The organism is Pseudorhodobacter sp. MZDSW-24AT (genome assembly GCF_002794355.1).
Classification (GTDB): Bacteria; Pseudomonadota; Alphaproteobacteria; order Rhodobacterales; family Rhodobacteraceae; genus Pseudotabrizicola.
The window spans coordinates 287792-299785 of record NZ_PGOI01000007.1 but is presented as its reverse complement, the minus strand read 5'-3'; the positions used below and the strand labels follow the sequence as shown (position 1 = coordinate 299785).

Sequence of the window (11994 nt, the reverse complement as noted above, 5' to 3'; positions counted from 1 at the left end):
TCCCAAACACTGGACCCTACCCATGAAGCGCACCCTTGGCGTCTGCTATTACCCTGAACATTGGCCCGAGGCGCAGTGGGAGGAAGACGCCGCCCGCATGGCAGCCCTTGGGCTGACTTGGGTGCGGATCGGTGAATTCGCATGGGCACGGATGGAGCCGGTGCCGGGCACCTATGACTGGGGCTGGCTTGACCGCGCGATTGACACGCTGGGACGGCATGGGTTGAAGGTGGTGCTGGGCACGCCAACGGCGACCCCGCCGCGCTGGATGCTGGACCGCCACCCCGATATGCTGGCGGTCGATGCCCAAGGGCGGCCGCGCGGCTTTGGCTCGCGCCGGCATTATGATTTCTCGCACCGCGGCTATCGGCAGGATTGCGCGCGGATCGTGCAGGCGATGGCCGAACGCTATGGCCGCAACCCGCACGTGGCCGCGTGGCAGACCGATAACGAATACGCCTGCCATGATACCGTGCTGTCCTATTCGCCCGCAGCCCTTGCCGCGTTCCGTGATTGGTGCGCGCAGCGGTATCAATCCACCGACGCGCTGAACCGCGCTTGGGGCAATGTGTTCTGGTCGATGGACTATGACCGCTTTGACGACATCGGCCTGCCCAACCTGACGGTGACAGAGGCGAACCCCGCGCATGTGATGGCCTTCCGCCGCTTTGCGAGTGACGAGGTCGTCAGCTTCAACCGCTTGCAGACCGAGATCCTGCGCCGCCATACTGACGCGCCGATTGCGCATAATTACATGGGCCGGATCACCGATTTCGACCATTTCGACGTCGGCGCAGATCTCGATATCGCGTCTTGGGACAGCTATCCGCTCGGGTTCCTGTCAGACCGGCTGGAAGCCTCGCCCGAGCACAAGCGGCGCTTTGTTCGCCAAGGCGACCCGGATTTGCAGGCCCTGCACCACGACCTGTATCGCGCTGTCGGTCGCGGGCGGTGGTGGATCATGGAGCAGCAGCCCGGTCCTGTGAACTGGGCGCCCTATAACCCCGACCCGCTGCCCGGCATGGCGCGGCTTTGGGCGTGGGAGGCCTTTGCCCATGGGGCCGAGGCGGTGTGCTATTTCCGCTGGCGGCAGGCACCTTTTGCGCAGGAAACCATGCACGCAGGCCTGCTGCGCCCGGATTCGGTGGCCGCCCCCGCCTATGACGAGGCGATGGAGGTGGCGCGCGAGTTGGCGGCGTTGCCGGATCAGGGCACGGCAAAGGCCGATGTGGGGCTGGTGTTCGACTATGCCTCGGCCTGGGCTTGGCAGACGCAGCCGCAGGGGCGGGATTTCGATTACTTCCGGCTGGTGTTCCACGTTTACAAAGGTCTGCGGCGGCTGGGGCTGAATGTGGATATTCTGCCGCCCGATACCGCCGATCTGTCCGCCTATCCGCTGGTGCTGGCCCCCGGTGTGGCCACGCTCTCCGAGGCGTTTCTGGCCGCACTGGCCGCGCATCAGGGGCAAAGCATCATCGGCCCGCGCAGCAATGCCAAGACGGTGGAGTTTGCCACGCCGGTGCCGCTGCCACCGAACCTGCCGGGGTTGCAGGCCACGGTGATGCGGGTGGAAAGCCTGCCGCCGGATGTGCCGGTGCCTTTGGTGGGCGGGGGCAATCTGCTCCACTGGCGCGAGAAGGTGGAGACGAGCGCTGAGGTGCTGGAGGTGGCCGAGGATGGCCATCCCGCGCTGATCGCCGCGGGGGGGCTGCACTATCTGGCGGGCTGGCCCGATGATGCTGCGCTGGACCGCATCCTGATCGCGGCCTGTGCGCGGGCGGGGCTGACGGTCGAGATGCTGCCCGAAGGGTTGCGGCGGCGCGACAGCGACAGCCACCGGTTCTGGTTCAACTACAACCCGGTCGCGGTGGAGTGGGCGGGGGTGACGATCCCGGCGGCGGGCGTGCATTGGGCGGCGCTCTAGCGGTCTTTACATCCACCCGCAGGCAGATCAGAACGGCCCCGCAATCCTTGTGGGGCCGAGATGTTTGAAGTGACCGCCGATCTTGTGGCCCTGCTGATCCTTGCCGCCTTTCTGGCCGGCTTTGTCGATGCCATCGCGGGCGGGGGCGGGCTGATCACGGTGCCTGCCTTGCTGCTGGCGGGGGCGAACCCGGTGGAGGCGCTGGCGACCAACAAGCTGCAGGGCTGTTTCGGGTCGGGGACGGCGATGATCAGCTATGCACGGGCGGGGCATGTGCGGCTCAAGGATCAGGCCGGGATGGCGCTCGTCAGCCTGCTGGCGGGGGCCGGGGGCGCGCTGGTCGCGCATCTGATCCCGGCCGAGGTCTTGCGGGTGATCATGCCGGTGGTGCTGGTGGCGGTGGCCTTGTTCTTTGCCTTCAAGCCGGGGCTGACGGATCTGGACCGGGCGCAGCGGATGGGGCCGGGGGTGTTCACCTTTACGGCCGTCCCGCTCATCGCGGCCTATGACGGGTTCTTTGGGCCGGGGACGGGGAGTTTCTTCATGCTCGGCTTCATCCTGCTGGCGGGCTATGGGGTGCTCAAGGCGACGGCCCATACCAAGCTTTTGAACTTTGCCTCCAACTTCGGCTCTTTGATGGTCTTCGTCTTTTCGGGGGCGACGTGGTGGGCGGTGGGGCTCGCGATGGCGGCGGCTCAGACCGGGGGGGCGGCCTTGGGGGCGCGGCTCGCGATGCGGGTGGGGGCGGGGCTGATCAAGCCTTTGCTGGTCATCACCTCGAGCCTGATGGCTGCGCGGTTGCTGTGGCAGGTCTGGGGTGTGTAACACAGGGGGTCAACCTGTGATACACTGTGATATCAAGGACTTGACCTGTCCCCGTTAAGGGATTTTTAACACTTTCCCACGCCGAACGCGGCTGACGCACAGCCTGCGGCCCCCCCAGTATTTACTGCCCCCAGCCTGCGCCTTGCATTTCGCGCAAGCGGCTGGCGGTGCGTTCAAATTCAAAGCTGCCGGTGCCTTCGGTGTACAGGCGTTCGGGTTCATCCGCCGCCGAGCAGATCAGGCGCACCCGCGCCTCATACAGAGCGTCGATCAGCAACACAAAACGCTTGGCTTCGTTGTAATTGCTGGCCGAAAGCTGGGGAATGTCTTCCACGATCAGCACGCGCACCGCATCGGCGATGGCGAGGAAATCGGCGGCCCCGAGGGGGCGGGCGCAGAGTTCCCAAAAGCTGGCGCGGCCAATGCCGTTGGCAAAGCGCGGCAGTTCGACCGTGCGGCCATTGACGGGGAGTTTCAGCGGCTGGCCGGTGCTGCCGCCCGTAAGATCGGCCCAGATCGCATCCATCTGCGCGCGGGCCTTGCCTGCGGGGTGAAAATAGACCTGCGCCCCCGCCAGCCGGTGCTGGCGGTAATCATTCGGGCTTTCGAGTTCATGCACGGTCATATGCGCGCGCAACAGATCGATGAAGGGCAGGAACAGCCCGCGGTTGAGGCCGTTGAGATAAAGATCTTCCGGCACCCGGTTCGAAGTGGTGACGATGACCACCCCGGCGGCGAAGAGCTTTTCAAACAAGCGGCCCACGATCATGGCATCGGTGATGTCGGTGATCTGCATTTCGTCAAAGGCGAGCAGGCGGGTGCCTTTGATGATCGCCTCGGCCACCGGGGCGATCGGGTCTTCAACGCCTTTTTGCCGGGCAGCGTGGATGCCGTGGTGCACCTCTTGCATGAAGGCGTGGAAGTGGACGCGGCGTTTCTGGGTGATCTCGGTCGCGTCGGTGAACAGATCCATCAGCATGGATTTGCCGCGCCCGACCCCGCCCCAAAGGTAAAGGCCCTTGGGCGGCGTCAGCGGCTTGGCAAAAAGCCCGGCAAAGAGGCCGGTACGGCGGCTGGCGTTCTGTTCGAGCCATGCGCGCAGCGTTTCCAACTCGGGCAGCACGGCATATTGCGCCGGATCGGGGCGCAGGGTGCCAGCTGCAATGCGGGCGTCATAGATCTGGGTCAGGGTCTGGCGCATGGGGGTGGTATACATCTGTATGCCCAACCCCGGCAACACGCGGATTGTTCCGATTTCGGCTTGAACGCCCGATTCAAAACGGTTTGAGTGGCGCAAATTATGTGGGGTGCGGCAATGGCGGATTGGTGGCGCGGATCGGTGACCTATCAGGTCTATCCAAGGTCATTTCAGGATTCCAACGGGGATGGCATTGGCGATCTGGCCGGAATCACCGCGCGGCTGCCGCATTTGGCCGCGCTGGGGGTGGATGCGGTCTGGCTGTCGCCGATCTTCAAAAGCCCGATGGCCGATATGGGCTATGACGTTTCGGATTACACCGATGTGGACCCGCTGTTTGGCGATCTGGCGGGGTTTGACGCGCTGGTGACGCGGGCGCATGAGCTTGGGTTGAAAGTGATCATCGATCAGGTGATTTCGCACAGTTCCGACCAGCACCCGTTTTTCCGCGAAAGCCGGATGACGCGGGATAATCCGCGCGCCGACTGGTATGTTTGGGCCGATGCCAAGCCCGATGGCAGCCCGCCCAACAACTGGCTGTCGGTGTTTGGCGGCTCTGCGTGGGAGTGGGATTCGCGGCGGCGGCAGTATTATCTGCACAACTTTCTGCCCAGCCAGCCGGACCTGAACTTTCACAATCCGGCGGTGCAGGATTGGGCGCTGGAGGTTTTGCGCTTCTGGCTGGAGCGCGGGGTGGACGGGTTCCGGCTGGATACGGTGAATTACTATTTCCACGACGCCCAATTGCGGTCGAACGGGCCGATGCCGGGGCGCGACAACCGCCCGCCGGTGAACCCCTATGACATGCAGGATCATCTGTATTCCAAGTCCCGGCCCGAGAATCCGGGCTGGCTGGAGCGCCTGCGGGCGCTGACCGATGAATACGAAGGCCGCACCATGGTGGGCGAGGTGGGCGACGCCGCGTGGCGCAATGTGGCGATCATGGCGGAATATACGCAGCCGGGGCGGCTGCACATGGCCTATAGCTTTGACATGCTGGGGCCGGAATTCACGCCTGCGCATTTCCGTGAAAAGATCGAAGGCTTCTTTCAGGGCGCGCCCGAGGGTTGGCCGATGTGGGCCTTTTCCAACCATGATGTGATCCGGCACGCGACGCGCTGGGCCGATCATGGCGCGCCCGATGCGGTGGCCAAGCTGGCGGCGGCGATGCTGTTGTCCTTTGAGGGGTCGGTGTGCCTGTATCAGGGCGAAGAGGCCGGGCAGATGGAAACCGAGCTGGAATTTGAAGAGCTGACCGATCCGCCGGGCATCCGGTTCTGGCCCGATTACAAGGGGCGCGATGGCTGCCGGACACCGATGGTCTGGGACCGGTCGCCCCATGGCGGGTTTTCCGAGGTGACGCCGTGGTTGCCGGTGAAGCCCGCGCAGATGGCGAGGAATGTGGCGGAGCAGGACGGGGTGCCGGGGTCGGTGCTGGAGTTCTACCGCGCGATGCTGGCCTTCCGGCGGGCGACGCCGGCGCTGCGGCTGGGGCGGACGCGGTTTTTCAACCTGCCCGATCCGCTGTTGGGCTTTGCGCGCGGCGAGGGACTGGCCTGCGTGTTCAACCTGTCGGCGCGTCCGGTGGTGGTGCAGGCGGCAGGGGCACTGATGCCGGGCGCGCCCTGCCATGCCGCGCATCTGGAAGCGGGGCGGCTGACGCTGGGGCCGAACGGCTTTGCCTTTGTGGAAGGGACGGCGGACTTGCTGCTTAGCGCAGGCTGAGCTTGCGGTGGACGCGGCCGACGATGGCGCCGGTGGAGAGCGCGTAATCGGGTTCGTGCCCGATGTCGGCAAAGCCGATACGCGCGTAATAGGCAAGGCCGGGGACATTGTCGGCGCGGATGGCGGCGAAGAGCTCGGGGATGCCCGCGTCGGTGCAAAGCTGGCGGGTGCGCGCGAACATCTGCGCGCCGATGCCCTTGGCCTGCGTGTCCGGGTCGACGAAGGTGCCGATATGCGCCTCGCCATGGGTGGTGTCGACGGCTTGGAAGCCAAGGATGCGGCCCTCGTCTTCGGCCACCACGCAGGTGCGGGTGTGGGGGCCGTCGATGTAATCGTGGCGGATGGTCTGCGGGGTTTTGGCGGTTTCATGCGCCGTGGTGCCGCCGATGGCGATGATGCGGTTCAGAAGCGCGGCCATGGCGGCGGCGTCGTCGGGTGTGGCGTCACGGATGATCATGCGGCAAACTCTTCGCGCGCATAGCCTTGCAGGTAGAGGAGCGCGGTGAGGTCGCCGTGGTTGACGCGCAGGCTGCACTGCGCGGCGACGGCGGGTTTGGCGTGCAGCGCGACACCGGCCCCGGCGGCGTTGAGCATGGCCAGATCATTGGCGCCGTCCCCCACCGCGATGGCATCGGCGGGCGTGAGGCCCAGCCGGGCGGTGATGTCGTGCAGCGCATCAAGCTTGGCCTGTTTGCCAAGGATGGGGTCGGCGACATGGCCCGTCAGCTTGGCATCGGCGATCAGAAGCGTGTTGGCACGGTGTTCGTCAAAGCCGAGCGTTTCGGCGATGCGGGCGGTAAAGGCGGTAAAGCCGCCCGAAACCAGCGCGGCATGGGCCCCGTTGGCCTTCATCGTGGCCAGAAGCGCCCGGCCCCCCGGCATCAGCGTGATACGGTCGCGGATCACCCGGGCGATGGTCGCCTCGGGCAGGTCGCGTAAAAGGCCCACGCGTTCGCGCAAGGCGGCCTCGAAATCCAGCTCGCCGTTCATGGCGCGGGCGGTGATGCCCGCCACATAGGCGCCCACCCCAGCCTCATCCGCCAGCTCGTCGATGCATTCCTGCTGGATCATGGTGCTGTCCATATCGGCGATCAGCAGGCGCTTGCGGCGGTTGGCGCTGGGCTGCACCGCCAGATCGATGCGCAGGGGTTGCAGGCCAGCCCAGACGTCCCACAGATTGTCCGGCACCGACCCGAGCGGAAATTCGGCGGCAACACCCGGGTCCAGCCAGATGGCCTCCCCGCCGCCCCAAGCATTGCGCAGGGATTCGACGGTGGCCCGGTCGAGCACCGGGGTTTCGGGATCGGTCAGCAGCGTGGCGGTGAACATGGGGCATCCCTTTGGCGGCAGAGGTCGGTTTCGCGCGGTGATGCGCCGCATTACGACGATTTTCCCCCTTGTGCCAGAGGGCGCGCGGCTGTAGACGCGTCGATGGGACACCCTTCCCCAACGAAGGGCATTTATCTGTGAGGATACCATGGCTGATCTGATCGCCCCGGCAACGCGCCCGGTTAATCCGCGTTTTTCGTCTGGCCCTTGCGCCAAGATCCCCGGTTTCTCCCTCTCGATGCTGGAAGACGCGCCGCTGGGCCGCTCGCATCGCGCCGCTGTCGGCAAATCCAAACTGAAAGAAGCGATCGACCTGACCCGCGCCGTGCTGGGCGTGCCAGAGGGCTATCGCATCGGCATCGTTCCCGGGTCGGATACCGGCGCGGTGGAAATGGCGATGTGGTCGCTTCTGGGCGCGCGCCCGGTGGAGATGCTGGCTTGGGAATCCTTTGGCGAAGGCTGGGTGACCGATGTGGTCAAGCAGCTGAAGCTGGACGCCAAGGTCAAGAAGGCGCCCTATGGCCAGATCGTCGATTTCGCCACCGTCGATTTTGACAGCGATGTGGTCTTCACCTGGAATGGCACCACAAGCGGGTGCCGCCTGCCCAATGCCGATGCCATCCCGGCAGATCGCAAGGGGCTGACGATCTGTGACGCCACCTCGGCCGCCTTCGCGATGGAGATGGACTGGGCCAAGCTGGATGTGGTGACCTTCAGCTGGCAGAAGGTGCTGGGCGGAGAGGGCGCGCATGGTGTGCTGATCCTCAGCCCGCGCGCGGTGGAGCGGTTGGAGACCTATACCCCCGCTTGGCCGCTGCCCAAGATCTTCCGGCTGACGGCCAAGGGCAAGCTGATCGAAGGCATCTTTGTCGGTGAGACGATCAACACACCTTCGATGCTGGCGGTGGAAGATTATCTGGTGGCGCTGAAATGGGCGCAATCGCTGGGGGGCTTGCCGGCTCTGGTGGCCCGCGCCCGCGCCAATGCGCAGGTGGTCTGGGATTTCTGCGCGGCAAACCCGTGGTTGCAGAATCTGGCCGAGACGCCCGAGATCGCCTCGACCACCAGCGTTTGCCTGAAATTCGCCGATGCCCGGATCGTGGATGGCGAGGCCTTTGCCAAGGCCGTGGCCAAGCGGCTGGAAAAGGCCGGGGTGGCCTATGACATCGGCGCCTATCGGGATGCCCCGGCAGGGCTGCGGATCTGGTGCGGATCGACGGTGGAAACATCGGATGTGAAAGCGCTGATGCCGTGGATCGCCCATGCCTTCGAGGCAGAGATCGCAGCGCAAGCGCAAGCGGCCTGATCGGGAAGGCGGGGGCAAACCCCGCCCGACCCCCTCATTTGTAGGGCGGGGTTCCCCCCGCCGCCCCCTTTCCCTTTTTCAAGGACTTCCCCAAATGGCTCCCAAGGTTCTCGTTTCTGACGAACTCTCTGAAACCGCTGTCCAGATCTTCCGCGACCGCGGGGTCGAGGTGGATTACATGCCGAAACTCGGCAAGGACAAAGAGGCGCTGCTGGCGATCATCGACCAATATGACGGCCTTGCCATCCGCTCGGCCACCAAGGTGACCGAAAAGGTGCTGGCCGCCGCCACCCGGCTCAAGGTGATCGGCCGCGCCGGCATCGGCGTCGACAATGTCGACATTCCGGCGGCGTCGAAAAAAGGCGTGATCGTGATGAACACGCCCTTTGGCAACTCGATCACCACCGCCGAGCACAGCATCGCCATGATGTTCGCCGTGGCGCGGCAATTGCCCGAGGCCAGCGCCTCCACCCATGCAGGCAAATGGGAAAAGTCGCGCTTCATGGGGGTGGAGCTGTTCAACAAGACACTGGGGGTGATCGGCGCGGGCAACATCGGCGGCATCGTCTGTGACCGGGCCTTGGGCCTGCACATGAAGGTGGTGGCCTATGACCCCTTCCTGTCGGAAGAACGTGCGGTGCAGATGGGCGTCACCAAGGTGGAGCTGGACGAGCTGCTGGCGCGGGCCGATTTCATCACCTTGCATGTGCCGCTGACCGACAAGACTCGCAACATCCTCTCGCGTGAGAACCTTGCCAAGACCAAGAAAGGCGTGCGCATCATCAACTGCGCCCGCGGTGGCCTGATCGATGAGGCCGCCTTGGCCGAGGCGCTGACCGCAGGCCATGTGGCAGGCGCCGCGCTGGACGTGTTCGAAGTGGAACCCGCCACCGATTCGCCGCTGTTCAACCTGCCCAATGTGGTGGTGACCCCGCATCTGGGCGCCTCCACCTCGGAAGCGCAGGAAAACGTGGCGCTGCAAGTGGCCGAGCAGATGTCGGATTACCTCCTGACCGGGGCGGTGTCGAATGCGCTGAACATGCCGTCGGTGACGGCGGAAGAGGCGGCGGTGATGGGCCCATGGATCAAGCTTGCCGGGCATCTGGGCGCTTTCATCGGCCAGATGACGGACGAGCCGATCAAGGCCATCAACATCCTTTATGATGGCTCGGTCACCCAGATGAACCTTGCCGCCTTGAACTGCGCCGCGATTGCCGGCGTGATGAAGGCGCAGAACCCGGATGTGAACCTTGTCTCTGCCCCGATCGTGGCGAAAGAGCGCGGCATTCAGGTCTCCACCACCCGGCAGGACAAGTCGGGCGTGTTCGACGCCTATATCAAGGTCACCATGGTGACGGAAAAGCGCGAACGCTCGATCGCGGGCACCTGCTTCTCGGATGGCAAACCGCGCTTCATCCAGATCAAGGGCATCAACATCGACGCCGAGGTGGGCGAGCATATGCTCTACACCACCAATGAAGACGTGCCGGGCATCATCGGCCTTCTGGGGATGACGCTGGGCAAGAACGGCGTGAACATCGCGAACTTCACCTTGGGCCGCTCGGCCATCGGCGAAGATGCGATCGCGCTGTTGTATCTGGATCAGCCGATCAACCCCAAGGTGGTGGAAACCCTCAACAACACCGGCATGTTCCTGCAAGTCAAACCGCTGGTGTTCGAAGGCGCCTGACCCGGGCGGCAGGGAAAGGCGCGGCTTGCCCTGTCATCTGTTCCTAAATATCCCGGGGGTCCGGGGGCAGCGCCCCCGGGCTCTCAGCAGTCGAAAGGCCCGACCATGCACATCTATGCCATCGGTGACATCCACGGCCATGTCGATCTGCTGCGCAAGGCGCATGACCTGATTGCATCCGACATGGCCCGCCATGGCGCGGGGCAGGTGGTGCATGTCGGCGATCTGGTCGACCGTGGTCCGGCCAGCGCCGAGGTGGTGGACTATCTGCACCAAGGCATCCGCGCCGGGCAGGATTGGGTGGTCTTGCGCAGCAATCATGACCGTTTGTTCACAATGTTCATGGGCGACCCCGCCGCCGCCGATCCCTGCCTGCGCGCGGATCTGAGCTGGTTGCACCCCAAGATCGGCGGGGCGGAAACGCTGCGCTCTTACGGGGTGCGCAGCGCGGCGGATCGGCCGGTGGCGGCGGTCCATGCCGATGCGCGCGCGGCGGTGCCTGCGGCGCATCTGGCCTTTCTGGCCAGCCGCCCGGCCTGGCACCGGGCCGGGGGGGTGATCTTTGTCCATGCCGGGGTGCGTCCGGGCATCGCGATCGAGCAGCAGTCCGAGGATGATCTGGTCTGGATCCGCGCGGGCTTTCTGGATCACGCAGGCCCGTTCGAGGCCTTGATTGTGCATGGCCACACCGCCATCGACGTGCCGACGCATTACGGCAACCGCGTCAACATCGACACCTCGGCCGCCTATGGCGGGCCGCTGACGGCGGTGGTGGTGGACGCAGGCGAGGTGTTTCACCTGACCCCGCAAGGCCGGGTGCGGCTGCGGCCCTAACCGCGCCGCGCGGGATCAGCTCTGGCGCCGCGGGCCGCGCAGATCGGGCACGCGGGCAAAGAGCCGCAGCGCCAAGGCGGCACAGACAAAGGCCACCGCCGCCAGAATCGCGAAAAACCCGCTGCCGCCCAAGGGTGCCAGCAAGGGCGCGATCACCACGGGGGCGGCGATGCCGCCGACCAGCCCGGCGGCGATGATGGTGGGCGCGGTGCGCGGGTCATCCCCCATGCGCAGGCTGGCCGCCACGTAAAAGCCGGGGAAGAACAGCCCCGCCGGCAGGCCCATGGCCACGAAGAACAGGCCGGGGTTGACCCAGGCCGCCAGCGCCGCCATCACCGCCACCGCCGCCATCGCGCCGACATAAAGCAGAAACGGCGCGACCAGATGGGCGGTGAAGATCAGAACGGTGCGCGCGCCAAGGAAGGCCGCGAAAAAGCCGCTGAGGAGTTGGGCGGCGGTCGCCTCGGACAGTCCCGCGCGGATCAGCGCGCTGGGGCCAAGCCCGATCAGCGTGGCCTCGATCCCGATCCCGGCGACGGCGAAAAGCTGAAACGCCAGCATCGGGCGGAACGGGCCGTGGCTGCCCGCCGGGGGCGGCGGCGCGGCCTGTCCGGCGGGGCCTGCGCCCAGCCAGATCAGCAGGGCCAGCCCGGCAACCAGCCCGTAGGCGAGCGTGGGCTGCGAGCCCAGCCAGACAAAGATCAGCGGAGCGGCAATGGCGCCGATGCCAAAGCTTGCGTTCACAAGGCTGACCATGGCGGTGCCGCGCGCGCCAAAGGCCCGCAGGATGCGCGGGTTGAAGACCACGGTGGCCAGCCCATAGCCGGTGCCAAAGATCAGCGCGCCGGCAAAGGTGGCGACCACCCCCAGCCCGGCGGCGATGGCGGCGGCCCCGGCGGCCATCAGCGCCACCGTATGCCGGGGCGAGATCCGGGTGCCCCAGCGATACATCATCGCCACGCCCACCGCGCAGCCCACCCAATGCGCCGAGACCAGCCAGCCCGCTTGGGCCGGACCCAGCGACAGCGCGCGGCCAAAGGCGGGCAGCGCGGGGCCGTAAAGCGATTGCCCTGCCCCCATCATGATAAAGGTGGCGATGCCCACCAGCAGAAGACTGAGGCTGGCGCGGGCGGGGTTCGACATTCTGTCCTCGGGGGTTGGGC

The 11994-nt window shown here is 65.7% G+C and carries 10 protein-coding genes; 6 read left to right on the top strand and 4 right to left on the bottom strand.

Translation table 11 applies throughout. The features are described from left to right. Positions 1-22: 22 nt before the first annotated feature. Together CUR21_RS07475 and CUR21_RS07470 are read left to right on the top strand one after the other, a co-directional pair. Positions 23-1924 carry a beta-galactosidase gene (locus CUR21_RS07475; protein WP_100196381.1) on the top strand — a complete coding sequence of 634 codons (1902 nt, stop codon included), beginning with the start codon at positions 23-25 and terminating at the stop codon, positions 1922-1924. 60 nt (positions 1925-1984) lie between these two features. Beyond that, positions 1985-2749 (top strand): TSUP family transporter, encoded by a 765-nt coding sequence (locus CUR21_RS07470; RefSeq protein ID WP_100196380.1) that lies wholly within the window; start codon positions 1985-1987, stop codon positions 2747-2749. Between the two features lie 121 nt (positions 2750-2870). Here the strand turns inward: CUR21_RS07470 and zapE are convergent, their stop codons facing one another. Beyond that, positions 2871-3950 (bottom strand): cell division protein ZapE, encoded by a 1080-nt coding sequence (zapE, locus tag CUR21_RS07465; RefSeq protein ID WP_100196791.1) that lies wholly within the window; start codon positions 3948-3950, stop codon positions 2871-2873. Between the two features lie 114 nt (positions 3951-4064). On the opposite strand from zapE, the gene CUR21_RS07460 reads away from it, so the two are divergent. After that, positions 4065-5672 carry an alpha-amylase family glycosyl hydrolase gene (locus CUR21_RS07460; protein WP_100196790.1) on the top strand — a complete coding sequence of 536 codons (1608 nt, stop codon included), beginning with the start codon at positions 4065-4067 and terminating at the stop codon, positions 5670-5672. Here CUR21_RS07460 and CUR21_RS07455 read toward each other — a convergent pair. Next, positions 5659-6129 (bottom strand): GNAT family N-acetyltransferase, encoded by a 471-nt coding sequence (locus CUR21_RS07455; RefSeq protein WP_100196379.1) that lies wholly within the window; start codon positions 6127-6129, stop codon positions 5659-5661. The genes CUR21_RS07460 and CUR21_RS07455 overlap by 14 nt on opposite strands. Further along, on the bottom strand, positions 6126-7001 hold the full coding sequence (serB, locus tag CUR21_RS07450; RefSeq protein WP_100196378.1) for a phosphoserine phosphatase SerB: 876 nt from the start codon (positions 6999-7001) through the stop codon (positions 6126-6128). Before serB ends, CUR21_RS07455 begins: the two co-directional genes overlap by 4 nt. A gap of 148 nt (positions 7002-7149) precedes the next feature. Here serB and CUR21_RS07445 point away from each other — a divergent pair, with 148 nt between their 5' ends. The 3 genes from CUR21_RS07445 to CUR21_RS07435 all read left to right on the top strand — a co-directional run bounded on the left by CUR21_RS07445 (position 7150) and on the right by CUR21_RS07435 (position 10831). Further along, on the top strand, positions 7150-8307 hold the full coding sequence (locus CUR21_RS07445) for a phosphoserine transaminase (RefSeq protein WP_100196377.1): 1158 nt from the start codon (positions 7150-7152) through the stop codon (positions 8305-8307). A gap of 94 nt (positions 8308-8401) precedes the next feature. Next, positions 8402-9997: a phosphoglycerate dehydrogenase gene (gene serA, locus CUR21_RS07440; RefSeq protein WP_100196376.1), complete on the top strand. Its 1596-nt coding sequence runs from the start codon at positions 8402-8404 to the stop codon at positions 9995-9997. A 105-nt stretch (positions 9998-10102) separates the two neighbouring features. Next, positions 10103-10831, top strand: coding sequence for a metallophosphoesterase (locus CUR21_RS07435; RefSeq protein ID WP_100196375.1), 729 nt, complete (start codon positions 10103-10105; stop codon positions 10829-10831). A gap of 15 nt (positions 10832-10846) precedes the next feature. Here the strand turns inward: CUR21_RS07435 and CUR21_RS07430 are convergent, their stop codons facing one another. Next, entirely contained in the window at positions 10847-11974 is a 1128-nt protein-coding gene (locus CUR21_RS07430; protein ID WP_100196374.1) for a sugar MFS transporter, read from the bottom strand. Positions 11975-11994: the final 20 nt, after the last annotated feature.

Bases quoted from the DNA above. Each gene is read 5' to 3' on its own strand.
- CUR21_RS07475 (WP_100196381.1), top strand. From the start codon at position 23: ATGAAGCGCACCCTTGGCGTCTGCTATTACCCTGAACATTGGCCCGAG.
- CUR21_RS07470 (WP_100196380.1), top strand. From the start codon at position 1,985: ATGTTTGAAGTGACCGCCGATCTTGTGGCCCTGCTGATCCTTGCCGCC.
- zapE (WP_100196791.1), bottom strand. From the start codon at position 3,950: ATGCGCCAGACCCTGACCCAGATCTATGACGCCCGCATTGCAGCTGGC.
- CUR21_RS07460 (WP_100196790.1), top strand. From the start codon at position 4,065: ATGGCGGATTGGTGGCGCGGATCGGTGACCTATCAGGTCTATCCAAGG.
- CUR21_RS07455 (WP_100196379.1), bottom strand. From the start codon at position 6,129: ATGATCATCCGTGACGCCACACCCGACGACGCCGCCGCCATGGCCGCG.
- serB (WP_100196378.1), bottom strand. From the start codon at position 7,001: ATGTTCACCGCCACGCTGCTGACCGATCCCGAAACCCCGGTGCTCGAC.
- CUR21_RS07445 (WP_100196377.1), top strand. From the start codon at position 7,150: ATGGCTGATCTGATCGCCCCGGCAACGCGCCCGGTTAATCCGCGTTTT.
- serA (WP_100196376.1), top strand. From the start codon at position 8,402: ATGGCTCCCAAGGTTCTCGTTTCTGACGAACTCTCTGAAACCGCTGTC.
- CUR21_RS07435 (WP_100196375.1), top strand. From the start codon at position 10,103: ATGCACATCTATGCCATCGGTGACATCCACGGCCATGTCGATCTGCTG.
- CUR21_RS07430 (WP_100196374.1), bottom strand. From the start codon at position 11,974: ATGTCGAACCCCGCCCGCGCCAGCCTCAGTCTTCTGCTGGTGGGCATC.